Genomic DNA, 26,050 nt, shown 5'->3' on the forward strand with positions numbered 1-26,050 from the left:
ACCCAGATCAAAAAAATAGGTTTAATATCTTCTTAATAATTGTAGACTTTTGTCAAGATTTTCGTCATAAAGCTTAATGGTAGCTGTAAATATAAGTAAGGATTATTTGCAAAACAAGTAGAAGTGAACGTAAAGTGGCCCAAATCTTGATATATTCTTAAACATCTAGCCAATCGGCACAAAACGTATTAAGTGCTAGTTTTTAGGAAGGGATTTCATGTCTTACGCTCAAACTCAAACTCAGTCTAAAGCTGGGTACCAAGCTGGTGTAAAGGATTACAAATTAACCTACTACACACCAGATTACACACCGAAAGATACCGACGTTCTGGCCGCATTCCGGATGACCCCCCAACCGGGCGTTCCTCCCGAAGAAGCAGGTGCTGCGGTAGCTGCGGAATCATCTACCGGAACCTGGACGACTGTATGGACTGACCTATTAACCGATCTCGATCGCTACAAAGGTCGTTGCTACGATATTGAATCAGTTCCTGGAGAAGATAACCAATACATTTGTTATGTAGCTTATCCTCTGGATCTGTTTGAAGAAGGTTCTGTAACCAATATGTTAACCTCCATCGTAGGTAACGTATTCGGTTTCAAAGCCCTACGCGCCCTACGTTTAGAAGATATGCGGATTCCAATCGCTTATCTGAAAACCTTCCAAGGGCCTCCCCACGGTATCACCGTAGAACGGGACAAACTCAACAAATACGGTCGTCCCCTACTCGGCTGTACCATCAAACCCAAACTCGGTTTGTCGGCTAAAAACTACGGTCGTGCAGTATACGAGTGTCTGCGGGGTGGTCTAGACTTCACCAAAGACGACGAAAACATCAACTCTCAGCCCTTTATGCGCTGGAGAGACCGCTTCCTATTCGTTCAAGAAGCGATCGAAAAAGCTCAAGCAGAAACTGGTGAAATCAAAGGTCACTACCTTAACGTAACCGCTCCTACCGTTGAACAAATGATGCAACGGGCCGAATTCGCCAAAGAAATCGGTACCCCCATCATCATGCATGACTACCTCACTGGAGGATTCACCGCCAACACAACCCTGGCTAGATGGTGTCGCGACAACGGCGTACTGCTGCACATCCACCGCGCCATGCACGCCGTTATCGACCGTCAGAAAGCCCACGGAATTCACTTCCGCGTTCTCGCCAAATGCTTACGCATGTCGGGTGGTGACCACCTCCACTCTGGAACCGTTGTGGGTAAACTCGAAGGTGAAAAAGGCATCACCATGGGCTTCGTTGACCTCATGCGCGAAGACCACATCGAACAAGACCGTCAACGCGGAATCTACTTCACCCAAGATTGGGCTTCCATGCCTGGTGTAATGCCCGTTGCTTCCGGAGGTATTCACGTATGGCACATGCCAGCTCTCGTAGAAATCTTCGGTGACGACTCCTGCTTACAGTTCGGTGGTGGAACCTTGGGTCACCCCTGGGGTAACGCTCCTGGTGCAACCGCTAACCGCGTTGCTCTCGAAGCTTGTATCCAAGCTCGTAACGAAGGTCGCAACCTCTTCCGTGAAGGTGGCGACGTAATCCGCGAAGCTTGTAAATGGTCTCCTGAATTGGCCGTTGCTTGCGAACTGTGGAAAGAAATCAAGTTCGAGTTCGAGGCCATGGATACCCTCTAATCTCTGCCCAGAGTTAGAGCATCCGTTAAGAGGAAGAAGAGGCAAGAGTGTTGTCGATCACAATCTTGCCCCAAATCTCCCTCTAAAATCGGGGATTCTTTCATCTTAGCGGCCGAGATCAGGACATGGATATTAAAAACGTTGCCAAAGCTACTAGCCGTGTAATGGCGAGTTATCTCACCTATCAAGCGGTCAAAGTAGTGATGAATCAGTTAAGAGAAACCAATCCCGGTGAAGCGATTTGGCTCAGTGGATTTTCCTCAACCGGAAAAATTCAGGATGGAGAAGCTTATCTTGATGAGCTTTTCCAAGTCAAACCAGAGATGGCTTTCCGGGTGATGACGGTACGAGAACATCTCGCTGAAGAAGTTACTGATTTCTTACCCGAAATGGTTCGCAGTAATATTCAACAAGGCAATATGGAACATCGCCGTCAATATCTCGAACGAGTAACGCGACTTAATATCCCTGATTCTTCTTCTGATACCCAATCACCAACCGATTCAGATTGATGATTGCTGGATCACTTCGAGTCCAAATTCTAGACACAACTGATTAAAAACCATGCAAACTTTACCCAAAGAGCGCCGTTACGAAACGCTTTCTTACCTGCCTCCCCTGACTGATGCCCAGATCAAAATGCAAATTCAGTACATTTTGGATCAAGGCTATATTGCTGGTGTGGAATTTAGTGAAGATTCCAGCCCCGAAATGCGCTACTGGACGTTGTGGAAACTTCCTCTCTTCCACGCTAAAACCGTTAACGAAGTAATGGCTGAAATTGATGCTTGTCGTGCAGAATATCGCGAAAGCTACGTTCGCGTTATGGGATTTGACAACATCAAACAATGTCAAGTTCTGAGCTTCATTGTTCACAAACCTAATGCTAATCTCCGTCGTTACTAAGTTATAAAGAAGCGATAAATTAGTAGATTAGTCGGATTTGAGGAGGGGTAAGTCACTTGCCCCTCCTTTGTCTTACGCTATAATCAGCACATTGACTAAACCATTCCACAGCCACCTCAAAATATGTCCCATGAATGAAACTGACCGTCTCCTCAAAGCCTTATTTAATTCATTCCGGCCCGATATGCCATTGGAGCCGGATGATCCTCGCTATGTTAATTGTAACTCAGTGCGTGGAGATCAAGATATTTTAGAGGAGTTGGGCGGCACGATCAAAAAGGATGATAATAATACTTATTTGCTTTACTCCGGACATCGAGGAAATGGTAAATCAACAGAGTTAAAACGATTAAAAAAAGACTTAGAAAACTATGGATTTGTAGTGGTTTATTTCGCCGCTGCTACTGAAAAAGAAGGAGACTTGAGTTTTCAGGATACGCAATATCAAGATATTCTTTTATCCTGTACCCGGCAACTCCTGAAGCAGTTAAAAGATAAGGCCGATCCATCACCAATTACAAATTGGTTAAAGTCGCGCTGGGAAGAACTAACCGAGCTTGCTTTAACTGAAGTTTCACTCGATAACTTTAATGTCAACATTGCTCTATCTCAATTTACCCGAATTACAGCAGTGATGCGGACAGAACCTAGTAAGCGAAGAAAAATTCGAGAGTTAGTTGAACCCAATACAGAATCTTTAGTCAAAGCGCTGAACGAATTTATTGAAAGTGCGAAAGCATCTAGTCAGAACAGCGAAAAGAAAATAGTGATTATTGCTGATAATCTTGACCGGATTGCTCTCATTCCGAATGAGGAAAATGGACAAACGAATCTAGAAGACATTTATATTAATCGCTCTGAATTAATGCGAGGTTTAAAGTGCGATATCGTCTACACTGCACCCATTGCTTTACTTTATTCTAGAGCAGCCAGCGACTTACAAACTATCTACGAAACTATTCAAATTCTACCCATGATTATGGTTGAATCTCAAGATGGTGAAGTTTTGGAAGATGGGCTGAAAAAGTTACGAACAGCTTTAGAAAAACGAGTAGCCTGTGCCAGCAATTTAGAATTAATTCCTTATATTTTTGATACAGAAGAAACGGTCCAATTGCTATGTGTTAGTTGTGGTGGACATTTACGGGACTTGATGTATATAGTGCGGGATGCCATCAATAAAAGTAGCGAGTTACCTATTACGCAAAAAGCTGTAAAACGAACGATTAGCAAATATCGACGGGGATATATGGAGACACTACAAGAGTCAGACTGGCCATTACTATTCAATGTTTATAGCGTTAAGCGCAAATATAACGAGCCAGAGTATCGTAACTTACTCTATAGACGTTGTATTTTAGAATATTATTTTGTAGATGAGTATGATGAGGAAAATATTTGGCACAATGTACACCCTTTAATTTACGGATCGAAGGTATTCAAAGAACGGTGGCAAGAGTATCAGGAGAAAGACAATGAAAGTTGAAGAGATTCTTGATTGGGATGAAGATGAATTAGAACCTGAAACGGAAGAAGAAATTTTTGCCCAGTTAATTCGTGCAATTCGTCATAATGAGGGTGCAGGTTGGTTTTTTGTCCAATGCGGACGAGATAAAGAAAGAGAAGTGATTGAGCGATTGCAAAATAATTTTGGAATTAATTGGGTTGCGCTCATGGATTTGGATTCCGAAACCCAGACATTTTACTCGAAAGCAAGAGCTAAATACGAACAGGAGCAATTCACTGTCTTAGTAGTACGGAGAATTGACGAAGCGTTGTATGCTTATGAGGATGCTAAACGTTGGTTAGGTTGGGATGAAGATAAGATCATTAATTATAGTTTCTATGATCTTCCCCCCTTATTAAATCATTTGAATGAATGTCGAGAAAACATATGGACAAGCATTCCTTCGGCTATTGTCTTTATCTTACCTTACTTTGCAGTGCAGTATTTTCGGTTCCGCGCACCCGATTTTTATGATTGGCGAGTAGGATTATTTGTTCTACCTAAAGACAAGAATAATAATGCAATGATTAACTGGGGTCTGGAGTCTGAATCTACAGAATATTCTCAACTGTCTAGTGTTGAACGGCTAGAGCGAATTGCAGAGCTAAGAAATATTATAGTATTGCCCAATATAGATGCAGAGAAAAAAGCGGATTTATTAGTGAAACAAAGTTTATTCTTTGAATGTGAAAACAGTTATCAGAATGCCATTTCGTGCTATAAAAAGGCGACTGAAATTTATCCAAGCGATGCAAGAGTTTGGAACAAATGGGGACGGACTCTGTGCGATAACTTAGGACAAGCAGAAGATGCTATCCCTAAATTCGATATCGCTATAGAAAACACCCCAGAGTTTGCATATGCATGGTACTGTCGTGGTGTTGCTTTGTATGAATTGGAGCGATATGAACAGGCCATATTTAGTTATGAAAAAGCAATAGAGCTACAACATCATAACAAAGCAATCGAACTACAACCAACTTTATTACCTGTGTGGGTATGGAATAATCATGGTTCTACTTTGGCTAAATTAGGGCGATATGATGAGTCAATTAACAGTTTTGATAAGGCGATCGGCATTAACGAAAATGCATCATCTTCATGGTACAACCGTGGTATATCTTTGGATAAATTAAGACGGTATGAAGAGGCGTTAATCAGTTATGAGAAAGCAGCAGAATTGCAACAAAATTTCTCATCTGCTTGGCACAAGATTGGTATTTGTTTAGATAAACTAGGACGGCATGAAGAGGTATTAATTAGTTATAGAAAAGAGATGGAAATCAGGCTAAAAAACACTTTACCCTAAAATATTTATCTATCATAATGTTTTCAAATTAAAGTACAAAGACTTAGTTAATCTTATTTGATGCATAGAAATTTGTTTTATGAGTGAGTCACAGCAAAATATAAATAAAGATCGCAGCTCTCCGTCTGGAAACCGTAAAGTATTGTTAGAACAATTACAGATTGGGGTCAGTATCATCGTAGCTATTTTTGGGATTTACACATCGTGGCAAGCGACTATAGCGGCAAGAAATTCAGCAGAAATCCAGACAGAACTTAAAGAGCGGGCACAAGAAAATCAAAGAGTGCAAAAGTTTGTTGAGCTAATTCAGGCACAGTTGGAAAATTTGGCTGGGGAAGATAACACCAAAGCGAAAATAGCCCTCATTAGTCTTTATAATTTAGCTGAAGATGATGATGAAAAACGAATTTTGTTCACGATTCCCATATCGAGTCAGAATCAGGCACTGACTCAAACTATATCGGGGTTAATCCTTGATGATGATTCTGTGACCGACGAATTTAAAGGTTATATTCGCGAGAAATTGAGCAGTGTGCAAACTGCCCAGAATCCTGAGATAGAATTCTATAGTACCGCAGAAATAGCTAATCGTCCGGATAAAGAACTGTTGCAAAAGCTCACGGAAGAGCAATCGAATGTAGAGGGATGGATTTATTTGGGTAAAATCCGGTCTGGCAGTCAAACGTTGGAGGACGATAACACTAAAACAATTAAGCAAAATACAATTCCTCAAGCGCAGACCAATATGGAAACGATAACTTCGATTAATTTAAGAGAGCGAGGTACGAGGTTGGCAAATATTAAGGGGATTATTCCTCCTAATTCTAGGCTGAAGGTTGAAGAGGTGACAACAGTGATGATGGATGAAACTCATGAGACTGTTTGGGCGAAGATCTCACTGGTTTCTGCTAACTGAAGTCAACCATTTAATTACAAATTTCCTGCAAGTAATACAGCCGGCATGTTTCCTGATACAATACTGAAGTTCAGTCGCCTTATCGGATAGATGGCATCAGAATCTGTATGACTTATTATATTGCGCCTCGATTTCTCAATAAAGTTGCCATCCATATCACCAAGAATTTCTTAGATTTACCCCAAGTGCCGGTTCCTCTGATTTTAGGGATTCATGGACGCAAGGGAGAAGGGAAAACATTTCAATGTGAATTAATTTTTGAGAAGATGGGCGTGGAAGTTATCCATATGTCTGCGGGAGAATTGGAAAGTCCGGATGCGGGAGATCCGTCTCGGTTAATTCGGTTGCGCTATCGGGAAGCGGCTGAATTAATTAAGGTGCGGGGGAAAATGACGGTATTAATGATTAATGATTTGGATGCGGGAGCAGGTCGTTTAGATGAGCGTACCCAATATACGGTGAATACGCAATTGGTACATGGGACATTAATGAATATTGCCGATCGCCCCACGGATGTGCAACTTCCCGGAAGCTACGATCCCACCCCCCTACATCGCGTCCCCATTATTGTCACCGGAAATGACTTTTCCACACTCTATGCTCCCCTCATTCGGGATGGACGGATGGAAAAATTCTATTGGGAACCCGATCGCCAAGATAAAGGTGGCATTGTTAAAGGTATCTTTGCTCCGGATAATCTTCCCAGTGCAACCATTGAACAGTTAATCGATCGCTTTCCCGAACAGCCGATTGATTTCTTTGCCGTACTGCGATCGCGCCTATATGATGACCAAATTTTACACCTGCTCGAAACCGTCGGCTATGACCAAATTGGCAAACGATTAGTGAATAGTAAAGAAAAACCGCCCGAATTTCCCAGCCAAGCCTGGAGCTTAGACCAACTGCTGCACATGGCAGAACAATTGCAAGAACAGCAGCACCATATTAACCGGCTGAAATTATCCCACACTTACCAACCCAAGCCCGAATCTACAACAGTACCCTCTCCCAGAGTGACAGAGGAATTCCCCCCAAGTTCTCCCCCCGTTAATCTCCCCTCAGAGATTACCCAACAAGTGCAACAAATTCTAGAGGGAGGCTACAGTTTAGGCGTAGAAATCGCTGATTCTCGCAGATTTCGGACAGGATCGTGGCAAAATGCTGGCCCTATATCAGCTCAAAGTCTGCAAGAGGCACTCTTCCAATTGAGCGGTATTTTAGAAGAGCATCCCCATGAATATATCCGGTTAATTGCGATCGATCGCCCGCGCAAACAGCGCATTCTGGAGACCTTGATTCAAAAACCGTAGAGCGATTCTCTCTTCAGGAGGAATACAGCTTAAATCTTTAAGCTCTAAGCAATATAAGCTATTCCCTATTCCCTAGTGGGTAGCACTTATAGAGAGCTAGGCAAGGCTACATAGATATCGACCCAGCAATCCACCTTGAATGGAGCTGTCTACAATCTGAAAGCCAGCTTTCCTAAAGAGTTCCTCAAGAATCCAGTCAAATGTAGAATATTCTTCCTGGAAATGAACAATTGCATCCTCTCTTAAAAAGTCGCCACCAACTGACTCCTGGCGATCTATAAACTGGTTCACATTAGGTTCATAGTTATTCTGTTCAACGATCACGTCCTGAATGAATAATTTACCATCACTTTTGATCAATCCTCGCAGCCTATCCAGAGCAATGAATTTGAAGAAGTCTGGGAGATGGTGAAAGGAAAAAGAAGATGTGATTAGATCGTAATGACTTGGGGGACTGGTATGAGTCAGAAATCCACCTTCTTCAAAGTTGATTGAGACTTCTGCTTCATTAGCCTTTGTCTTAGCGTACTCAAGCATGGTCTTAGAAACATCAATAGCAGTTACGTCCAATCCTTTCTTGGAGGCTTCTATGGAAAAGATACCAGTGCCACAGCCAATATCAAGAAGTTTCATTCCTGGCTTTGCCCCAATTAGCTTGAGTATTTCATGGCTTTCTAGCTTGAGGTCACGAAACTTTGAGTGGCTTTCATCATATAAAGCCACTTCTTCAATAGATTCGTAATCTTTGCCAATTTGTTGGCGCTCGTTCCAGATCCAGTCTTTAAGAGATGTCATCGTATTTACTCCTGGCTATTGGTCATTAAATATACTGATTTGGGCTATTGTGGATAGGGAAAGTTATAGGGAATAGCCTCGTAGTACATCGTGAGAGAGAATTAAACCCTATTTCCTAATATTCTACAGCTAGATGATGACGCTTGTTCATTAAAAGAGGTGATTTTAGTAACAATCTTCACGCTCTTCATTCAAGGGGTATAGAACCACCCTCATAGCAATAAACCTTGAACCCTATTGCTCGGTTGGCGATCGCTCTTGCCCCTACCCTTTATCCGACTTTCCATTTATCCGACTTTCCATTTTTGGTTTTAGAAATTATTCTTAATAGAGTGTTTCGCTTAGTTCTCCCATGAATCCTCAATATTCTAAAAATATTTATCAACAAGTCTCTAGACGAAAACTATTAGGTTTTGGAGCTGCCAGTGGTAGTTTACTGATCGCTTCAGCCCTGCTCAAACCCAGGATTTCCAAAGCATTTCAAGCTATCCGTATTCCTTCTCTACCAGCAGGCTATACTCCACCATCAGAACATCCCTTCGATCCCATGGTCTTATTACGGGAATTTGACTATGGTACCGTCAAATATGAACAAGGTAAAAAGGTGCGGGAGTTTGAAGTCACCGCGAAAAGCTCTCCATTACAGCTCAACAGTGTAATTACTTTTATCAGTTGGAACTTAAACGACAGAGTTCCTGGGCCGACCTTCCGAGCAAAAGAAGGCGAACGGATTCGGATCGTTTTCCATAATGAAGGCGGGCATTCCCACAGTATGCATTTTCACGGTACACACCCTGTAGACATGGATGGGATTGAACCCATCCGCCACGGAAAAACCATGGTATACGAATTTGATGCCGAGCCGTTTGGAGTTCATCCTTATCATTGCCATATTGCCCCCGTAACCCGCCATATTAGTAAAGGACTCTATGGTTTATTAATTGTTGACCCCCCAGAGGGACGAGTTCCAGCCGATGAAATGGTGATGGTGATGGGAGGCTTTGATATCAATAACGATCATCAAAATGAACTCTATGCCTTTAATGGTATCCCTAATTACTATCGAGACCATCCGATTCCCGTTTACCAAAATCAGTTAATCCGTTTGTACTTGCTGAATATGATTGAGTTCGATCCGGCCGTCACCTTCCATATTCATGCCAATATGTTTCAAATTTTTCCCACCGGACGCACCTTAAAATCCTCAGCAGAATCAGATGTGATTACGATGGGAACCGCAGAACGACATATCTTAGAGTTTTCGTATAAGTACCCCGGTCAGTATATGTTTCATCCCCATCAAGATGATATTGCAGAGCGTGGCTGTATGGGTTTTTTTGATGTTTTGCCTGTTTAGGGGGTGGGTTGTCAAACTCGATGGAGGAGATAGGCTAGCTATTGACATTAATCATCAAATAGATCTATCCTCTCCAGATGAGCTTTTCTTGAAATTAATTCTTAATTATAATGACAAAGCAACTAAAATCTGTAGAACTGTTCTTAGCGATCGGTTTAGTGACAACTATGGGTGCAAGCAGTGGGGCAACTGTGTATCACCAAAGTCAAGACCAAGAATCTGTTTCAACCCTGGAAACGATTAAGATGGCAAGCGAACAGGGCCATGGACATAGTAAGCAAGGGGGTGAAGCGGGTGAAGGAGGGGCGAGTTCAGGCGATCCAGATGTGGATTATATGACTGCTCTAGCTCTGATGCAAGGCCATCTGATCGTAGCGGAAGAATTGATCGAAGCAGGGGAATACGATCAGGCAGAGCCACATATCGGACATCCAGTAGAAGAACTCTATGGTGATGTAGAGGAACAATTGGCCGATCGCAATGTACCCCAATTTGATACGACCCTAAATGAACTTCATGATTTAGTTAAATTCGATCCTCAGAGTGCCCGACTCAGAACTCGGTTCCAAACCTCTGTAAGGGCCATTGATGGAGCAATGATGGCAGTCCCTAAAGATTTAAGAGAGTCTCCAGAGTTTGTATTGGAAGTCATTGGTAGAGTGCTGGAAACAGCAGCAGCCGAATATGAAGCGGCGATCGCCAATAACCGATTTGTAGAAATTATAGAATATCAAGATTCTAGAGGGTTTGTTATTTATGCCAATGAGCTTTATGCAACCATTGCTGATACGATGAAGCGATCTCGTCCTGATGACCACCAAGTTATTCTAGAGAGCTTACAAGAACTTCAGACCATTTGGCCTTCCGTTAATCCTCCCAATACTCCTTTAGCAGAACCGAGTAAAGTATTCAGCTTAGTTTTTCTCATTGGAGATCATAGTTAATACTTAATTCTTGGTTCGACTAACGACTGTATCTGGCTTTCCGGCCGTTTTCGGCTGTCGCTGACCTGAAACGGCCTTACAATTATGTCTTGTTGTTATTTGAATGACTATACTTGGCCATCTATGATTGTTCGTATTCCTAATGTATTGACAGAGGAAGAACTTCAACATCTGACAACGTACTTCGCTGAAGCCGAATTTGTAGAGGGAAAACTCACTGCTGGATGGCATACTCAGCAAGTCAAGCACAATCAACAATTACCGCATCATCGAAAGACTAAAAATTTATCTTCTCTGATCTCTAAAGCACTGGAAAGAAATCAACTCTTTCAAGTTCTCGCTCGCCCTAAAGTAGTTCATTCCATCTTATTGAGTCGCTATAGGGAAGGAATGTCTTATGGACGACATGTTGATAATGCCTTGATGGGTGGCTCAAACTTTCTGCGCTCGGATCTCTCGTTTACTGTTTTCCTGAGCGATCCCAATAGTTATACTGGGGGTGAATTGGTGATTGAGCAAGCAGATGATGAGAAAGGCTACAAGTTAGAGGCGGGTAGTGCTATTGTCTATCCGTCCACCACGCTGCATCGAGTCGAGTCAGTTCTCACGGGCGAGCGTCTCGTTGCGGTTGGGTGGGTTCAAAGCGTGATTCGCGATCGCGATCAGCGGGAAATTTTGTTTGACTTAGAAACAGTAAAACGCTCGTTATATGCTCGGGAGGGTAAAACGAGCGAATTCGATCTGATTACCAAAAGTGTGGCTAATTTGCTCAGAAAATGGGCAGAGTGAGTCAGTATGACGCTACAGACTGGGTAATAGGTCAACCCTTTTCCCTTAAACATCCCCTTTTTTCTAAAAGAAGTCTCCTCAACTGTCCATTAAAGTGTTATGCTGAATTTAGACCCGGACTTATGCGATTACAACGCTCAAACCTTGTCAGGACCGGAAGGTAGCAGCAATACGAGATGCTTGTAATAGGCGTAAACTCCGGGTCGCCCTGTGTCAGAACGAGGATTCAGAGATGCCAGGTTTAGGAGATTTCGTCAAGAAAGCATTCTATATGGGAGTTGGGGTGGCATCCTATGCAGGGGAAAAGGCTGGAAGTGCGATCGCCGATCTGCGCCCTCAAGCCCAAAAGTTAGCCAATGAAATGGTAGAGCGCGGAGAAATTACGGCTGAAGAAGCCAAGCGCATGGTCGAAGAAATTGTCAATCGCGCTCAACAACAAGTCAATCAGCAAGCAACCGAAACCCATTCAGTAGAAACGCTCAAAGAACCTCGTCGGATCGAAATTGTAGATGATGAGGAGCCAGAACCTTCCACAGATGACGAGCAAGTTAACGAATTGCGCGATCAAGTCAATCAACTCAAAGAAGAACTGAAGCGCCTTCAAAAAGATTAAGTGAAGTTATGGAAGATTGGGAAAAAGAGTGGCAGAACCTCTGTGAGAGCTTTACGACTGGAGTTGAAGAGTTTTTTCGGGAAGTTGAGGAAGAGCTAGGAGAGTGGGTTGGCGAGATGGCGGAAATCACCGTCGAGATTGCTGAAACTCTCGATGAGCTGCTCTTTCGAGATCTAGAAGCTTATTTCAATGAATGGTTAGAACCCAGTGAGGACTCCCCATTAGAGTCTAGGGAAGAGGAGCCATATTACAATCCTTTTGGGGATCTAGAGCAATTTCCTATAAACCCCGAACATCAAGCTTGCGTGGGATGTCGTCATTACCACGGACAAGTTTATGGGGGTAATCTGTTGGTTTGTGGGATGCATCCTTACGGACCAGAAGATACTTCTTGTCGAGACTGGGAAGGAATGGACGGAAGCTGAAGGAGTTACTTGAATGGGATACCAAGTTTCCTCTCCCTATTCCTCCCATACTCTCTACTATCAAGCCTCCTTGTCACCTCATGATATAGCGCTTCGTGCTAGGGAATAGCTTGTATTGCTTAGGGGCTAAGGCTTCAAGCTATAGCAGTGAAAGAGTTGATTAGGACAGTGAGGTTATGGTTTGAGGCAATAGGCACGAATAGCAATAGAAAATGTCCTAACTCTCCCTTTCTCTGCTATATTATTCAGGGTTAACAATTGATCCAAAGAATAAAGGCGTTTGGGTTTCGTGGTCGTAAATAGCGCAGAAAAACGGGCGATCAACAACCATTTCAAATGGATTAGATGGTGGACGAATAGAAGTAGCAACAATACCGACGGAGGTAACCGCAGCCGCTTCTGTTCCCTTTTCGTTCACTTCGACAAAGGTTTTATGTTTGACTTGATCGATTTTGGCAGAAATATCACTGATTTTGGAAAAATCAGCCTGTTGACTGAACGCCAGATCCATACCTAATGCAGATAACACAGGTTTGAGTTCTACACCATATTCCAGTTGAAATTTAGGTAGGGTAATCGAACCTTCATGATCTTGAAATTGACCGAGCCAAGTTTGCCAGGTGCTACCGTTGAGTTGGGCATAAAATTGGGATAAGTTTTGCTCAGGTTGAGGCAAGAATACGTAGAGGCTAAATCGCCCGTCACCATAAGGTAAGCGAATGGCTTGAAATTGCTCATTTTCTAGATAATCATAACTCCCCGTTTGAAACATCATAGGATGTTGTTTTTCTTGTCCGTTGAGGAGATAAAAAGGACGCTCTTGGGTGAGAGTTGGGTTAAATTCATTTTGCCATTGTCCCTTAAAATAGGTGGCATTGATGAGGAATAGGAGATCGTCAGGATTAATCTGATCGACAATTTGGGGGATTTTACCTTTAGTTTGCCGTTTCACCCAATTATTGATGTGCTTAGGAGTAGCAGGATCGGTAAAATCTAGCGATCGCACCTTGGCATCGTAATAGGTTGTCGTTTGTTGTAGAAAATCCGACTTAAAGTTCACATCATTTCTACCCCATAGAGAATTAGCTATGCTCAGTTCAATAGACTTATCCGTATTTTCTAGACGCTGCTTGAGCGTTGCATAGGCTTGATTAATGTCACTTAAACTCATGCCTTGTAGCTCTAAGGCATTCGCCATAGCCGTTTGAGTGTCTCCGGATGCCCCATTGTATGTCATGGTAAGGGCGATCGCCACACTCGAAGGCGAAATAAAGATATTTTGAGTTTCTTCTTGTGCTAATAATTGCTGCCATAGCTTAAAGCTAAAGCGGGTATGAGCATCAGTCAATTGGGGATTCACACCAGCATTGGTTTCAGAGATAATGGGAGATGAGGCGATCGCTCCTGGAGTAGTAGGGCGAAAACATCCCCATAACCCCAAGAGGACTAAACCCGTTGTCATCAGCATACCGAGCTTTTTCAGAGTGAGTACAGTCATGATTAGCGCTCCAGCATAAGGGGTCTATACTTCTCAGCATGTCACAAGGGGTTTCTGATTCCTGAAGTGTTACCCTTTCTGTAACCAATGGAGGTTGAAGCCATCATACAGTGCTTGGCGGCGATCGGAGGATAGGGAACGCAAACAACAGACTTGCCTATGGCCTAATAACAGTAGAAACTGTTCTCACTCAATTCAACAAAATCTTGTTAATGATACCACTCGTAGAAGTAGCCACTTCAATCTGAATCAGTTCTAGACGACAACCACAAGCTCTAACGGCTGGCATTTCCGGTAAAGTGTCTGGTGTATAGTCTCCTCCTTTAGCATAAATATCAGGTTTTAGTGTTTCAATTAAGGGAATAGCCGTTAAAGAGTCAAAAATGACCACCCCATCAACCGGTTTGAAGCCCATCACCAGTTCTGCTCGTTGAGATTCAGGTACAATGGGGCGATTAGGCTTGAGGTTGCCCACAGAGCGATCGCTATTAATGCCGACGATGAGCGATCGCCCAAACGACTTTGCCTGTTGTAAATACCGTAAATGACCAATATGAAGCAAGTCAAAGCAGCCATTGGTTAGAACCAAGGGCCGCCAATTTTGTGGAGAGGCTGTAATTTGGGTTTCTAATTGCTCAAGGGTAAATATCATAAGACCCATCATCAAAGATTAACACTGAGCTTTATCGCCGAAAACCGTACTCAAGGGTAAAAAACTGAGGATTTAAATCAGCTAAAGCAGGTCTAAGTTTTGCCAACTCTTCTTCTGGACCATGAACTTCTAAACGAGTCAGATCGGCGAGTGTTAAGGCTTCTTTAAGTAACGCATCTACATTACCTAAATGGGCAATTACTCCTTCTGCATCCACATATCCTTCACGACAATGGCTTTGATCTCCATCAAAGGTAAATCCATAGTAGAGGCACTTAAATTCCTGGGCCGTTTTTTCTACAAATCGTTCACAGAGTTCCTTAAACTGATCGAGTTTCCCACTATGAACTTTGAAATAGGGCACAAGTGTGCAGCATGTGTCTTGAGTTGCCATACGTCCCTCTCAATTTATCGTCTCAACCACCAGTGTAAACCCCAGCCGATCGCAAAGCCTAATCCCCCAAACCGCACCGCTTGCCAAAAGGGTTCTTTGACTGTTAACCAGGACAGGAGGCGACTTTCTAGCTCTACTTCTAAGGTTGCCAGTTGTTCTTTAATGTGTTTAAGTTCCGTTTGCAGTTGGCCTAACCGGTGCTGAAGATCCTGTTTTTGCTGCTGTCCTTCTTTGACTTGGGTATACCGTTGTTTGAGACTTGATAGGCTCTCTTCTAAGTCCATCAAGCTCTGTTCCCAGTCAGTTTGGGGATCGGTTTCAGAGGGAGGGGAGCGATCGTCGGACATGGGAGAAGGCTTTCAGAGGAAGACAGGGGGACACAGAGAATGGGATGATTTTTGGAATTTAGGACTATTCCGTTACAATCAAGAACAACGGTATTCTATCAAGGTTATCTGCTCCAATGTCTAATTTTTCCAGTACACAGACCCCGATCGCCGATCGCCTCTCAGATCTGACGACTCTAGAGATTGCACAAGTATTAGCTCAACGGTTGGCCATTTCCTCGGCAGATTGGCATAAGCTCAAATCTAATCGTACCGCGAGGGCCCAGGAACAGGCGATCGCTGCTCTAATTTTCCTGTTAAAAAACCAAAAAGAAGAAGCACTTCCCCGACTGCAACAAGCTACCGGTTGGCTCGATCGCTCTATTAGCGCTCCTCCTTGTCCCGATCATCGCTAAAGCTTGGACTATCTCCAACTTTTGCACAGTCGCAGTTCTCGATCTTCCGGAGACCAATGGACTTGATCGAAAATTTGGTGCAGAATAAACAAACCGCGCCCACATTCGGACTCATGCTCAGGAAGCCCAGCCGAGTCAATGGGAATACAGGAACAGTTCTCCCTGCTTTGGCTATCCGTGCTTTGGCATCCTTGATCTGAAATCACCCACCAGTGATGGCCTTCGGATACCGAAAACCTCACAGAAACTTGCTTACCCGGATCGAGATTATTACCATGTTTAGCCGCATTTACCAGGGCTTCTTGTAGTCCGAGTCTAACCTGTTCTTGCCAGTCGAGAGGCACATGGGAAGGGATGTGAGTGAGGAGTAGATCGAGTACAGGACACAGGTACAACGTAGACGCGAAACTAATGGTATTCCATTGCCGGCGCACGGGACGAGGTGAAATAGCAATCACAACTTCAAATCCTTAATCATTACAAAGGGACAGTATCTGAGCGGAGCAAATAGCATGGTTTTGAAAGTCAGATGACCTGAGTGTAAATGGCGATCGCGTTAACCTAATTTTGATGATTCATAAGAAATTAAAAGCTTTTCCTCGATGAAAATAATGGGTTGACGGTTCAATTGGTGAGGCTTTGATTCATATTTTAGTTCTCCGTTCGCATCACCTAGATTGGGAGGGATTGGGGGTTAGCAATTGCTCCAGAAAGGATAAATTAAAGCTCTTCTATTGTTTAATTATATCAAAACCGCTTCAAAAAGACATCCGTGTAGCAGATATATCCAATGCGATCAAAGAATCTATAACCGAATTTCATGACCCGTTATACTATAATTAAGGATCTTTTCCTTGCTTCATTTTGGCAACACAAGTGGTTATTCAGGACAAGAAAGTTCTCAATATTACTTTGAATCCTACATTTTATCGGGCCAGCGAACCTCATGATTTCATCCACCCTTCTTCCTCCTTCCGTCAATCTTGAGTCAGTTAGATTAGAAATCCGCGCCCTACAGCCTGAACTGGTCCAATGGCGAAGGCAAATTCATCAATGTCCTGAGCTGGGTTTTGAAGAATATTTGACCTCAGCTTTTGTGTCCAAACTGCTGACCCGATGGGGGATTGAACATCAAACCGGGATTGCCGGGACTGGTATCGTCGCCACCCTTACCGGCCAAACCCCTGGCCCTGTTTTAGCGATTCGCGCTGATATGGATGCTTTACCGATTAACGAACTCAATCGAGTCCCGTATCGATCGCAGCATGAGGGTAAAATGCACGCCTGCGGCCATGACGGTCATACGGCGATTGCCCTGGGAACCGCCCACTATTTAGCCAAACACCGGCAAAACTTTTCCGGAACCATAAAAATCATTTTCCAGCCCGCAGAGGAAGGACCAGGGGGTGCTAAACCGATGATTGAAGCCGGGGTGCTAAAAAAACCTGATGTCGATGCCCTCATCGGTCTGCACCTGTGGAATGTCCTACCCATGGGTAAAGTTGCCTTTCGCAGCGGCCCATTTATGGCAGCCGTAGAATCGTTTAAACTCTTGATTATGGGCAAAGGCGGCCATGGAGCCATGCCCCATCAAACCATAGATTCAGTCATGGTCAGTGCTCAAATTGTCAATACGCTCCAGACGATTGTCTCCCGCAACGTCAACCCCTTGCAATCGGCTGTCGTTACTATTGGAGAACTCCATGCAGGAACTCGCCATAACGTCATTGCAGATACGGCTAAACTGAGCGGAACGGTTCGCTATTTTGATCCCCAATTCCAAGGTTATCTACAAGAGCGGATTGAACAAACAATAGCTGGAATCTGCCAGATCCATGGTGCAACCTACGATCTCAACTACTGGCAGCAATATCCAGCCGTCATTAATGATCGCCGCATGTCCGATTTTGTCTATTCTGTGGCCCAAGAAGTCGTAGAAACCTCCAATGAACTCCTGCCCGACTATCAAACCTTAGCGGCTGAAGATGTCTCTTTCTTCCTGCAACAAGTTCCTGGATGCTACTTCTTCCTGGGATCGGCCAACCCAGAGCGAGATCTTGCCTATCCCCATCACCATCCCCGGTTTGACTTTGACGAGATTGTATTACAGATGGGCGTAGAACTCTTTGTGCGCTGTGCTGAGGAGTTTGGCCGGCGTTATCCGCTCTAGTGGAACGTCAGTTTTGCTTAAGGGCATTTGGCGGCTGATTTGACGAAGGAATACGAATTACAGCCATTAGCCCGTGCCCAATTTCCTCAATCTAGAGTCACCGAATAGTTTTGAGTGAGCGTATTCAGACGGTTCCCTATGCTACGCATAAACTCAATTGCTTTGTCTGGATTATTTCGGAGGTGAGCCAAGAATGCTGATTTTGGCAGCGCCATAATGCGAACTTTGGTCTTGGCAACAACATCAGCCGATCGCGTCGTATCCGTGAATAATGCAAGCTCTCCAAACACATCTCCCTCAGACATATCATAAATTACTTTTTCTGTCCCTGGAAAGCGGATAGAAACTGTCCCAGATACAATCACAAATGCTTGATCACCCACATCCCCAGCATAGATAATGTATTCCCCCTCATCATAGGTAAGGTACTCATAAGAATTGATGAAGTTATACATCTGATTTTGATGCGCAAAGTTCATAAAGAAGTCTTTCACATCATTGATATCTAAAAGAACAGGGAGGATTGGCAAACCTGAATGTGCATCTATTCTCTCATCGCTCATTGCCTTAAAACCCACTCGTTTGATGAGATTTGCAATATCTGGATTGATGGGTGCAACAATGTGAGTAATGTCAACCTGAGTTTCGGTTAAGGTGATTGTTCGGACAGTTTTATGGAAGGATGATTCTCGCGATCGCCAGAATCATCCTTTCAGCTTATCCAGAACTCAGGTTTGAGTAGTAGTTCGCCCATCGTTTTGGGTTCTTGGAGTCGCGTCCTACAACTCTGCCAAATCGTTATTGAGCAGCGCGTGACCCATGCCAAAGTTGGCAAATGCTGCCACAAAATCCACAGCGCTCAGGGCAATCGCCCCTTTGGGGCCTGCAAGTCTCATGGGACACAAGAGGTTAGGTAGCCAGGAGACCACCTCATTGGCGATTTCTAAGCCGGGCTTGTCGGCTTTCGGGATCGTCGCTAAATACCGGGAGGCTAACCCAGCATCCACAACTGAGCAGGCAAAGGTGAACCCGATGGTGCCTGCGTCGGCTCGCCTCATCCGCTGAAGTTTGACCTCTTTGTTCCCGGCAAGTTTCGCAGCTCCCTTAGCCATAAAGACGACGGTATCGAGCCAATACAAAGCACTGCGCCAGCCCCACATCACCCGCTCCCAGTACTCCTGTTCATTTTCGGTTTTGGAGACCTTGTGGGCCAGTAGGTTATAGGGTCGTCCTCCCGGAAAATCGGGCGAGGAGGGGAAACTGGCTAACCAGCTATAGCCACTCAACACCAGGCTCACCACCTCGAAGCCAAAACCAGCCGTTTGCTCATTGGGCTTATCAGCAGCACCTTCAGGGGTGGCATCTAGGACAGCGGTAATCAGACCGTTGATCACATCGGCAAAGAGTCCGGTGGTGCCCCAGTGCTGAATCGATTTTCGTCGTGCTGAATTCGTTTCCCGAATACTGATCTGAGGTTCAGCAACGGCCTGAGCGATCGCATCCTCACCGACAGCATTCACGCTCCGCAAGGCGGCCACAGGGGGCGCGATCGCCTGAGCAGTTGCTGGGGAGGTGAAATCTAGTGGCGGCTCATTTTTGAAGGGGGCTTCCCCAAACACCAGCTTAGAAACCACCGTTGTGGGAATCGCCAGCAGCAAGCTCGCCAGATTCAGCGCTGTCAGCTTACCAGCCCCAATTAGCTTGAATAGGTCAGAGATAAAGGGAATCTTGATTTCGGCATTGAGCAGATTTTTGAGCTGTTTCACCGCCTCGGCGATCGCATCCAAAAAGCCCAACACTAAGTTTTTAACCGCATCCAACATCTGGATAACGACATCCCGGAGAGTTTCCACCAGAACAATCACAGCTAACTGCGGTTTTAGCGGGTTAGAAATCAATGCTGCAATGGCTTCACCAAGCCCTTCAAAACCTCGCAAGACAGCTCCAGTCGTATCTTCAAAGGCCTCCGTAAAATGGAACAGGAAATTGCCTAATTGAGAATCTTCGTTCAACTGTGCGCTTAACTTCGGTGCAGGTTCAGCATCGTCTTGTTTAGAGCCGCCCAGCAGCTTGGAGAAAAACCATTCGACCACTTCTGGCAGCTCAAAGTCAGACTTTTGCACCTCCGAAGGGTCGCCACCCAAGGTTTCCACCAACTGGTTTAACCCTTCTTCGACCGTATCTTGCAGATCCTCCACGAAGTTCGAGACGGGGACTTTGAGAGCATCCACTTGTTGGGCAGCAAAGTCAAAGCCATCATTGATCGCTTTCACCAAATACTTTTGCGTTTCCAGGATATCTTCCCAGTCAAACAAGAACTGTAGAAACTCAATGAACTGTTTGATCGATTCCACCACCGTTTCGACCACCCCTTCCACAAAGTCAACCACCTTTTCAACCGTGTCCACCACAAAATCAATAACCCCCTCAACGGTTTTGACAATCACATGAACAACATCTTTAACCTTGCCAATGACAACTGATGCGGCGTTTTTGATAGCATCTCTAAGTCTTCTGAAGGGGCGGCCAATCCTCAGAGACAAAAACTTGACAGGGAACGGACTGATTACACCACTAGACTCTGGAGTGCCAGCTTCTGGACTTTCCTCTGCTTCAGCAGGTGTGGCTTGAGCCAGCAGTTGTTGCCATTCGTCTGAGCTGACCTGTCTTTCTGTGATCAGAGGTTTGGCAACCACCGATTGTTTTCCGTCAGCTCGCAGCGCTGCTGTATTGCCCCCAGTAGCGCCCAGGGTTAGCTCCCATGGCTTGTCGATAGTTGCACCAGAGACAACTCGATTAGCTGACTGAACGCGGTTTTTAGCCGTGGGGGTATCCTCACCGTAAGCCACTGTTGCCATTACCCGTTTGATGGTATTTTGGGCGCTGGCAACCTCCGCTTGGGTATGGGCATTGCGATCCACAATTAAGTTGCCTTTGGCATCTTTGGCATTCCACAGTGCGCCATCTTCGAGTTCAGCAATTTGCTGGTGAGCCTCTCGGTTAGGGAAAATCACCACCTGCTCATTGAGAGCCATTTCGCTGGTGCGAATCTTTAGACCCGGAGTGTCAATGCCATCAGCCTCAGAAGTAATCATGATGAAACTGAGTTCATTGGGGCTGAGGGTCACCGATCGCTCTTCGTCAATGTTGTAAGTAGTACCTTCAACTTCGATTTGGGTCAGATCTGTGGCAGAAACTTCGATCTCACCAGCACCAGGCTTAAACCGTAGCGTAGTGCGATAGGCTGAAAATTCCACTAGGTTGTCCCCCACCATGCGATAGTCCTGGCTCAGTTTGGTGGTGTAAGAGCTAAACACATTCTCTGGCTCGATGGTTCTAAAGATTTTGACCGAGGAAAGAGCATCGTTGCCGATCTGACTCTCTCCAAGCCAAGGCACATTTTTGAGAATATCTTCGATTTCTTCTTCCCGTTTATCTTCTGCAACCTGATAGTTGGAATGTTTAAATAAGGTCGCTCCTGTATCAGGGCCTAAGCGAATGGACGAAACCTGATCGTTTAGTCCTTGAAAGTCTACCAAGCGTTTATGTTCGCCAGAAGCAACCTTCGCACTATCGGACAAAATCCAAGTTTTGCCGTGGTAGGCCGCATGTTCATACAGAGCCACTTCCCCCGGTGCGAGTTCGCCCACCTGGCCTTCATTGTCCGCAAACTTGACCGCACGTACAAAAACGGCACGATTTTCTTTTTGTTGAGTCCAGCGAAAGGTATTGCCCCCAATAAGTTCTAACCATTCGTTCTTGGCTTGGTCGATCAACGAAAACTCACCGGGGAGACTATCTGAATCATCCACCAACAGACTAGCCGGAGCCTCCACCGCAGATAGAGTGAAAAGGGCATTTGCCTGATCGGAACCGGGAATTAACTGTAGCCGATCCTGTTGTAGATTGTAGTGAAATTTGAAAAGCCCGTTTGATCCCTGCTTGGACGTGGTGACCAGACGAGTCTTGCCCAGGCTTAAGAACCGACCATTCGGCGCTTTAATAATCCACTTTCCGGTAAAGGGTTCGCCAACGGTTGACCAAATCCGAATCGACTTTGGAAAGTTCCTGAGCCGTGAGTGACGGATATCAGGCAGGTCGGCATAGCACTTTTGAGCCGTGCCCTTAAAGTCGTTTTGCTGATAGAGAGTAACGCCAGTATTGTTACCAACCCGCAACTGCTTAAAGCTACTGGAAAAGTGGGAGAGATCGTCAACATTTTGGCTGAGAATCACGGCAGCATTGTCGCTGGCCACCAGTTCGATTTCCCCCTGCCGTAGGGACGGATTGACGGGGGGAATCAGGGCTTGGATCTCGGCATCGCTGAGGGCAGTATGGTAGATACGCAGGTCTTCGTATTGGGCGGCTGGGGTATGGCGTGTGTGATGACCGAGTTTAATCTCTACTTTACTGGTAATGTTGGCTACCCCTGTTTTTGATGTACCTGTTTTGACCAGGGAACCATCGAAGTATATTTTCAAAGTTTTTCCCTGGCGCACAAGGGCGACATGATGCCATTTCTTATCTACTAGGTTGGGTAACTGCTCAGTTTTTGCACACGCATAGTTTTTACCTTTACTATTTTCATCGACTTCAAAGGTGAGATTTTTTCCCTGGTGCTGAAGGCATAATGAAAACCAGTTACCGTGACCGCCGACATTGCGATTGCCGATAATATCGGTATCATTCTGTTTAAAGACATTCAAAATCTTGATGCCAAAGGCTATGGTAAAATCTCTCGTGCCGAATCGCTCGGTCATACCATGAAGAGTCATCCGCGAATCGAGGGCACTGAGTTTAACGCCATGGCCAATGCGACCGTGGCCCTCAAAAGAAACTTTGTGGAAGCGACTTTCAACACCGCCGATAGTGTCTTTGGCAATGAACCCTTCTCGTTCATTAAACTGCCAGTGATAGTTGGGTTGAATTGCCATGGGATTTCACCTGTTACTGACTAGAGACACCTCCATTCTGATTGTTTTCTATGCCCAAATGTATGTTGCTGGTCACGGTGATAGGTAATCTAGGACACAGACAAAGAATTCCCTCACCATCATTGCTCAATGCTATTAAACTAAGTAAGATAAAGCAAAAATACGTGCAAAACAGGACATCGTTTTAAAGTTTTGTAATTGTAGGGAAATGGAGTTAAGTTGAAACATTGCCGAGAAGGGTTCATCAAAATTTTGCGTCTGAAACCCCGTCCTTAAAAAGTCTAAACTTTAAAAGTTTTAACCCTAGAATCAAACTTAAATTGTGAGATTTAGGAATCACTGTGGCTTCAGCCTGGTGAGAATGTCAATTTCGGCAAAGTACACTGGAGTGACTTCTTGAGCAATCGTCTGTAGAGCAGTCGTTGCTAAGGGCCCTTTTGCCCACAACTCGACTCGTCTTTGGTCGCCCTGATAGCTCAGATCCAAAATCAACACCTCTGGCGGAGAATAGGGCAACTTCTCCGCCCACTCAATGGCGACAATACCCAGAGGGACTTCTACACCTTCCCAATATAACTCTGGATTCAGGCTAGGCACTTGGGCGGGACTGAGGCGATAGAGATCGAAATGGTAGAGGGGTACTCTGCCATCAAGATATTCATTAATTAAGGTAAACGTGGGACTGTCAATGAGATCCTCAATACCCAGTCCCTTACCGAGTCCCTGAATTAACGTAGTTTTCCCCGTACCCAAATCCCCATTGAGAAGGACGACACTTCCGGGGGCTAAAATTTGACCGAGTTTGATCCCCAATTCTTCGGTGGCTTGAGCATCAGGCAGGTCAAGAGAAAGATGCATAGTTGAACGTTAATCTCCGCTAGGCAATAGGTAATAGGCACGAATGGCAATAGGGGAAACCCAGTTGCTATATTTAACGACGACGCTGTTGCAGTTGTCGATAAACTTCCTTCAAAGGGACACCATGATAGGCAAGGGCGACCAAGGTGTGATAAAACAAATCGGCTACTTCTGAGGCAATGGACTCTGGATTATCATCCTTACAGGCCATCACCACTTCTGCTGTTTCCTCACCCACTTTCTTGAGGATTTTATTGTCTCCATCGGCCAATAATTTACAAGTATAGGATTCTGGGGTAGGACGATCGCGGCGATCGCAAATTACCTCATACACTTGAGAGAGCATATCCGCAGGGGGAGCAGTAATAGTTCCTTCCACCTGATGAAAACAACTGCGCTCTCCGGTATGACAAGCAATATCACCAATTTGCTCGACTCCAATTAACAAAGCATCGCTATCACAATCATAACGAAGCGATCGCACCTTCTGGAGATGACCCGATGTTTCCCCCTTATGCCACAACTGGGAACGGGAACGACTCCAAAACCAAGTTTCTCCCGTCTCCAAGGTTTTGTGTAGCGATTCTTGATTCATCCAAGCCATCATCAGCACCGTACCATCAAGATCGTCTTGAACAATGGCAGGAACCAAACCTTGATCATTATATTTAATGCGATCAATCGGGATCGCCTGGGAAGGAAAAGACTCAACAGACATAAAACTTAATCAATTACCCCAACAAACAACAGATCGCTTGCAGTAGCTCTAAAACCCTTGTAAGCATCCTTACCCAATCTTACCCCTTCTCTAACGGAGGAAGTGATGTAAGGAGCTAAGTTTTAGTGTAATCTAGCCCTTATTGCTAAAAAACACTTGAGCATTTAGCCCAAAATTATCCGTATTTTCGCGCCTGGAGATTACCTTGACTGCAACACCACTAAACACCACCAAATCTCAAGAAATCTTTACTGCCGCCCAAACCCTGATGCCTGGAGGGGTTAGCTCTCCCGTGCGGGCGTTCAAATCTGTGGGCGGCCAACCCATTGTTTTCGACCGTGTAAAGGGAGCCTATATCTGGGATGTCGATGGCAACCAATATATTGATTATGTAGGCACTTGGGGCCCCGCTATTTGCGGTCATGCTCATCCAGATGTAATTCAAGCGCTGCACGAATCCCTAGACAAAGGAACCAGCTTTGGCGCTCCCTGTGCCCAAGAAAATATCCTCGCGGACATGGTGATTAACGCCGTTCCCAGCATTGAAATGGTTCGGTTTGTCAACTCTGGAACTGAAGCCTGTATGTCCGTCCTGCGACTGATGCGAGCCTTTACCGGACGGGAAAAAATTATCAAATTTGAAGGCTGCTACCATGGCCACGCCGATATGTTCCTGGTTAAAGCCGGTTCTGGGGTAGCAACCCTAGGCTTACCGGACTCTCCAGGAGTTCCTAAATCCACTACCACCAATACCCTCACCGCCCCCTACAATGACCTAGAAGCGGTGAAAAAACTATTTAATGACAATCCTGACGAAATTGCTGGAGTCATCCTAGAACCCGTCGTAGGTAACTCTGGCTTTATTCCCCCAGATGCGGGATTTTTAGAAGGATTGCGCCTGCTCACTCAAGACCATGGTGCTTTATTGGTTTTTGATGAAGTGATGACGGGATTTCGGATTTCCTATGGTGGAGCGCAAGCCAAATTTGGCGTAACGCCTGATTTAACAACCTTGGGTAAGGTCATTGGTGGCGGATTACCGGTTGGAGCTTATGGTGGTAGTAAGGAGATTATGTCCCTGGTTGCTCCGGCTGGCCCCATGTATCAAGCGGGAACTCTATCAGGTAATCCTCTGGCAATGACGGCTGGGATTAAAACCTTAGACATCTTGAATAAGGAGGGCCAGTATGATGTTTTGGAGAAGATTACTAAAAAACTGATTGATGGCTTGCTCGCTATTGCCAAAGAAACTGGCCATGAGGCTTGCGGTGGTTCTATTAGTGCCATGTTTGGCTTCTTCTTTACAGCCGGCCCTGTCCATAATTTTAGTGATGCGAAACAGTCAGATACTGCTAAGTTTGGCCACTTCCATCGGGGAATGTTAGAAAGGGGAATTTATTTAGCGCCTTCTCAGTTTGAGGCTGGGTTTACCTCTTTGGCTCATACAGAGGCAGATATTGATAAGACTCTAGCAGCAGCTCGGGAAGTGATGAGTTCTCTTTAGGTTTTGCCATTGATCTCCTTTTGTCAGTCAATGGGTAGTGGAGTGTCTCAGCTAAAATAGC

25 protein-coding genes and 1 other RNA gene are annotated in these 26,050 nt (G+C 44.9%); 16 read left to right on the forward strand and 10 right to left on the reverse strand.

The features are described from left to right. Positions 1–217 precede the first annotated feature (217 nt). The 7 genes from PN466_RS18665 to PN466_RS18695 all read left to right on the forward strand — a co-directional run bounded on the left by PN466_RS18665 (position 218) and on the right by PN466_RS18695 (position 7,596). On the forward strand, positions 218–1,648 hold the full coding sequence (locus tag PN466_RS18665; protein WP_271942261.1) for a form I ribulose bisphosphate carboxylase large subunit: 1,431 nt from the start codon (positions 218–220) through the stop codon (positions 1,646–1,648). A gap of 125 nt (positions 1,649–1,773) precedes the next feature. Next, positions 1,774–2,160 (forward strand): RuBisCO chaperone RbcX, encoded by a 387-nt coding sequence (rcbX, locus tag PN466_RS18670; protein ID WP_271942264.1) that lies wholly within the window; start codon positions 1,774–1,776, stop codon positions 2,158–2,160. A 52-nt stretch (positions 2,161–2,212) separates the two neighbouring features. Continuing rightward, positions 2,213–2,554 carry a ribulose bisphosphate carboxylase small subunit gene (locus PN466_RS18675; protein WP_271942267.1) on the forward strand — a complete coding sequence of 114 codons (342 nt, stop codon included), beginning with the start codon at positions 2,213–2,215 and terminating at the stop codon, positions 2,552–2,554. A 130-nt stretch (positions 2,555–2,684) separates the two neighbouring features. Further along, positions 2,685–4,040, forward strand: a complete 1,356-nt coding sequence (locus tag PN466_RS18680) for a P-loop NTPase fold protein (protein ID WP_271942269.1) — start codon at positions 2,685–2,687, stop codon at positions 4,038–4,040. Continuing rightward, entirely contained in the window at positions 4,030–5,370 is a 1,341-nt protein-coding gene (locus PN466_RS18685; RefSeq protein ID WP_271942271.1) for a tetratricopeptide repeat protein, read from the forward strand. Before PN466_RS18680 ends, PN466_RS18685 begins: the two co-directional genes overlap by 11 nt. 79 nt (positions 5,371–5,449) lie before the next feature. Then, positions 5,450–6,286 carry a hypothetical protein gene (locus tag PN466_RS18690; protein ID WP_271942274.1) on the forward strand — a complete coding sequence of 279 codons (837 nt, stop codon included), beginning with the start codon at positions 5,450–5,452 and terminating at the stop codon, positions 6,284–6,286. Between the two features lie 107 nt (positions 6,287–6,393). Beyond that, positions 6,394–7,596, forward strand: coding sequence for a ribulose bisphosphate carboxylase small subunit (locus PN466_RS18695; protein WP_271942277.1), 1,203 nt, complete (start codon positions 6,394–6,396; stop codon positions 7,594–7,596). A 96-nt stretch (positions 7,597–7,692) separates the two neighbouring features. On the opposite strand, the gene PN466_RS18700 is transcribed toward PN466_RS18695, so the two are convergent. Then, positions 7,693–8,391, reverse strand: coding sequence for a class I SAM-dependent methyltransferase (locus tag PN466_RS18700; RefSeq protein WP_271942279.1), 699 nt, complete (start codon positions 8,389–8,391; stop codon positions 7,693–7,695). A gap of 352 nt (positions 8,392–8,743) precedes the next feature. On the opposite strand from PN466_RS18700, the gene PN466_RS18705 reads away from it, so the two are divergent. From PN466_RS18705 to PN466_RS18730, 6 genes are all read left to right on the forward strand, one after another. Continuing rightward, positions 8,744–9,748, forward strand: a complete 1,005-nt coding sequence (locus PN466_RS18705; protein WP_271942282.1) for a multicopper oxidase domain-containing protein — start codon at positions 8,744–8,746, stop codon at positions 9,746–9,748. Positions 9,749–9,858: 110 nt separating this feature from the next. Further along, entirely contained in the window at positions 9,859–10,692 is an 834-nt protein-coding gene (locus PN466_RS18710; protein ID WP_271942285.1) for a hypothetical protein, read from the forward strand. A gap of 123 nt (positions 10,693–10,815) precedes the next feature. Continuing rightward, complete coding sequence (locus PN466_RS18715) at positions 10,816–11,481, forward strand: Fe2+-dependent dioxygenase (protein WP_271942288.1); 666 nt, start codon at positions 10,816–10,818, stop codon at positions 11,479–11,481. 111 nt (positions 11,482–11,592) lie between these two features. Further along, positions 11,593–11,689: signal recognition particle sRNA small type (gene ffs, locus PN466_RS18720), an RNA gene on the forward strand. A 24-nt stretch (positions 11,690–11,713) separates the two neighbouring features. After that, positions 11,714–12,094: a phasin family protein gene (locus PN466_RS18725; RefSeq protein ID WP_271942291.1), complete on the forward strand. Its 381-nt coding sequence runs from the start codon at positions 11,714–11,716 to the stop codon at positions 12,092–12,094. Positions 12,095–12,102: 8 nt separating this feature from the next. Next, positions 12,103–12,519 carry a hypothetical protein gene (locus PN466_RS18730; protein WP_271942294.1) on the forward strand — a complete coding sequence of 139 codons (417 nt, stop codon included), beginning with the start codon at positions 12,103–12,105 and terminating at the stop codon, positions 12,517–12,519. Positions 12,520–12,760: 241 nt separating this feature from the next. Here PN466_RS18730 and PN466_RS18735 read toward each other — a convergent pair whose 3' ends face one another. The 4 genes from PN466_RS18735 to PN466_RS18750 all read right to left on the reverse strand — a co-directional run bounded on the left by PN466_RS18735 (position 12,761) and on the right by PN466_RS18750 (position 15,410). Then, the gene (locus PN466_RS18735) at positions 12,761–14,017 is read right to left on the reverse strand and encodes a serpin family protein (protein ID WP_271942295.1); all 1,257 of its coding nucleotides are present in this window, start codon (positions 14,015–14,017) and stop codon (positions 12,761–12,763) included. A gap of 190 nt (positions 14,018–14,207) precedes the next feature. Continuing rightward, the gene (locus PN466_RS18740; RefSeq protein ID WP_271942407.1) at positions 14,208–14,678 is read right to left on the reverse strand and encodes an adenylyltransferase/cytidyltransferase family protein; all 471 of its coding nucleotides are present in this window, start codon (positions 14,676–14,678) and stop codon (positions 14,208–14,210) included. Positions 14,679–14,700: 22 nt separating this feature from the next. Then, positions 14,701–15,063, reverse strand: a complete 363-nt coding sequence (locus tag PN466_RS18745; protein ID WP_271942299.1) for a putative quinol monooxygenase — start codon at positions 15,061–15,063, stop codon at positions 14,701–14,703. 14 nt (positions 15,064–15,077) lie between these two features. Next, positions 15,078–15,410, reverse strand: coding sequence for a DUF2203 domain-containing protein (locus tag PN466_RS18750; RefSeq protein WP_271942301.1), 333 nt, complete (start codon positions 15,408–15,410; stop codon positions 15,078–15,080). Between the two features lie 116 nt (positions 15,411–15,526). Here PN466_RS18750 and PN466_RS18755 point away from each other — a divergent pair, with 116 nt between their 5' ends. Beyond that, entirely contained in the window at positions 15,527–15,805 is a 279-nt protein-coding gene (locus PN466_RS18755; RefSeq protein WP_271942304.1) for a DUF6439 family protein, read from the forward strand. An 8-nt stretch (positions 15,806–15,813) separates the two neighbouring features. Here PN466_RS18755 and PN466_RS18760 read toward each other — a convergent pair whose 3' ends face one another. After that, positions 15,814–16,263: an ATP-binding protein gene (locus tag PN466_RS18760; RefSeq protein ID WP_271942306.1), complete on the reverse strand. Its 450-nt coding sequence runs from the start codon at positions 16,261–16,263 to the stop codon at positions 15,814–15,816. A 488-nt stretch (positions 16,264–16,751) separates the two neighbouring features. On the opposite strand from PN466_RS18760, the gene PN466_RS18765 reads away from it, so the two are divergent. Next, a complete protein-coding gene (locus PN466_RS18765) occupies positions 16,752–17,975 on the forward strand; it encodes a M20 metallopeptidase family protein (protein WP_271942309.1) in 1,224 nt (407 codons plus the stop codon). Between the two features lie 86 nt (positions 17,976–18,061). Here PN466_RS18765 and PN466_RS18770 read toward each other — a convergent pair whose 3' ends face one another. The 4 genes from PN466_RS18770 to hisIE form a co-directional block, all read right to left on the reverse strand. Next, positions 18,062–18,538: a cyclic nucleotide-binding domain-containing protein gene (locus tag PN466_RS18770; RefSeq protein ID WP_271942312.1), complete on the reverse strand. Its 477-nt coding sequence runs from the start codon at positions 18,536–18,538 to the stop codon at positions 18,062–18,064. 216 nt (positions 18,539–18,754) lie between these two features. Beyond that, a complete protein-coding gene (locus tag PN466_RS18775) occupies positions 18,755–22,909 on the reverse strand; it encodes a LamG-like jellyroll fold domain-containing protein (RefSeq protein WP_271942315.1) in 4,155 nt (1,384 codons plus the stop codon). A 336-nt stretch (positions 22,910–23,245) separates the two neighbouring features. Continuing rightward, positions 23,246–23,767, reverse strand: coding sequence for a tRNA (adenosine(37)-N6)-threonylcarbamoyltransferase complex ATPase subunit type 1 TsaE (gene tsaE, locus PN466_RS18780; RefSeq protein WP_271942318.1), 522 nt, complete (start codon positions 23,765–23,767; stop codon positions 23,246–23,248). Between the two features lie 73 nt (positions 23,768–23,840). Beyond that, on the reverse strand, positions 23,841–24,485 hold the full coding sequence (gene hisIE, locus PN466_RS18785; RefSeq protein ID WP_271942321.1) for a bifunctional phosphoribosyl-AMP cyclohydrolase/phosphoribosyl-ATP diphosphatase HisIE: 645 nt from the start codon (positions 24,483–24,485) through the stop codon (positions 23,841–23,843). A gap of 205 nt (positions 24,486–24,690) precedes the next feature. Between hisIE and hemL the strand changes: the two genes are divergently transcribed. Next, positions 24,691–25,989: a glutamate-1-semialdehyde 2,1-aminomutase gene (gene hemL, locus PN466_RS18790; protein WP_271942324.1), complete on the forward strand. Its 1,299-nt coding sequence runs from the start codon at positions 24,691–24,693 to the stop codon at positions 25,987–25,989. The last annotated feature ends 61 nt before the right edge of the window (positions 25,990–26,050 follow it).

The sequence above is a fragment of the Roseofilum reptotaenium CS-1145 genome, assembly GCF_028330985.1.
GTDB lineage: Bacteria > Cyanobacteriota > Cyanobacteriia > Cyanobacteriales > Desertifilaceae > Roseofilum > Roseofilum reptotaenium.

Excerpts from the sequence above, each read along its gene's own strand:
- hisIE (WP_271942321.1), bottom strand. The coding sequence starts at position 24,485 with ATGTCTGTTGAGTCTTTTCCTTCCCAGGCGATCCCGATTGATCGCATT.
- PN466_RS18690 (WP_271942274.1), top strand. The coding sequence starts at position 5,450 with ATGAGTGAGTCACAGCAAAATATAAATAAAGATCGCAGCTCTCCGTCT.
- PN466_RS18750 (WP_271942301.1), bottom strand. The coding sequence starts at position 15,410 with ATGTCCGACGATCGCTCCCCTCCCTCTGAAACCGATCCCCAAACTGAC.
- PN466_RS18685 (WP_271942271.1), top strand. The coding sequence starts at position 4,030 with ATGAAAGTTGAAGAGATTCTTGATTGGGATGAAGATGAATTAGAACCT.
- PN466_RS18675 (WP_271942267.1), top strand. The coding sequence starts at position 2,213 with ATGCAAACTTTACCCAAAGAGCGCCGTTACGAAACGCTTTCTTACCTG.
- PN466_RS18725 (WP_271942291.1), top strand. The coding sequence starts at position 11,714 with ATGCCAGGTTTAGGAGATTTCGTCAAGAAAGCATTCTATATGGGAGTT.
- PN466_RS18755 (WP_271942304.1), top strand. The coding sequence starts at position 15,527 with ATGTCTAATTTTTCCAGTACACAGACCCCGATCGCCGATCGCCTCTCA.
- PN466_RS18765 (WP_271942309.1), top strand. The coding sequence starts at position 16,752 with ATGATTTCATCCACCCTTCTTCCTCCTTCCGTCAATCTTGAGTCAGTT.
- PN466_RS18700 (WP_271942279.1), bottom strand. The coding sequence starts at position 8,391 with ATGACATCTCTTAAAGACTGGATCTGGAACGAGCGCCAACAAATTGGC.
- PN466_RS18680 (WP_271942269.1), top strand. The coding sequence starts at position 2,685 with ATGAATGAAACTGACCGTCTCCTCAAAGCCTTATTTAATTCATTCCGG.
- PN466_RS18735 (WP_271942295.1), bottom strand. The coding sequence starts at position 14,017 with ATGACTGTACTCACTCTGAAAAAGCTCGGTATGCTGATGACAACGGGT.
- PN466_RS18665 (WP_271942261.1), top strand. The coding sequence starts at position 218 with ATGTCTTACGCTCAAACTCAAACTCAGTCTAAAGCTGGGTACCAAGCT.
- PN466_RS18730 (WP_271942294.1), top strand. The coding sequence starts at position 12,103 with ATGGAAGATTGGGAAAAAGAGTGGCAGAACCTCTGTGAGAGCTTTACG.
- PN466_RS18745 (WP_271942299.1), bottom strand. The coding sequence starts at position 15,063 with ATGGCAACTCAAGACACATGCTGCACACTTGTGCCCTATTTCAAAGTT.
- PN466_RS18770 (WP_271942312.1), bottom strand. The coding sequence starts at position 18,538 with ATGAGCGATGAGAGAATAGATGCACATTCAGGTTTGCCAATCCTCCCT.
- PN466_RS18710 (WP_271942285.1), top strand. The coding sequence starts at position 9,859 with ATGACAAAGCAACTAAAATCTGTAGAACTGTTCTTAGCGATCGGTTTA.
- tsaE (WP_271942318.1), bottom strand. The coding sequence starts at position 23,767 with ATGCATCTTTCTCTTGACCTGCCTGATGCTCAAGCCACCGAAGAATTG.
- PN466_RS18705 (WP_271942282.1), top strand. The coding sequence starts at position 8,744 with ATGAATCCTCAATATTCTAAAAATATTTATCAACAAGTCTCTAGACGA.
- PN466_RS18740 (WP_271942407.1), bottom strand. The coding sequence starts at position 14,678 with ATGGGTCTTATGATATTTACCCTTGAGCAATTAGAAACCCAAATTACA.
- PN466_RS18695 (WP_271942277.1), top strand. The coding sequence starts at position 6,394 with ATGACTTATTATATTGCGCCTCGATTTCTCAATAAAGTTGCCATCCAT.
- PN466_RS18775 (WP_271942315.1), bottom strand. The coding sequence starts at position 22,909 with ATGGCAATTCAACCCAACTATCACTGGCAGTTTAATGAACGAGAAGGG.
- PN466_RS18715 (WP_271942288.1), top strand. The coding sequence starts at position 10,816 with ATGATTGTTCGTATTCCTAATGTATTGACAGAGGAAGAACTTCAACAT.
- rcbX (WP_271942264.1), top strand. The coding sequence starts at position 1,774 with ATGGATATTAAAAACGTTGCCAAAGCTACTAGCCGTGTAATGGCGAGT.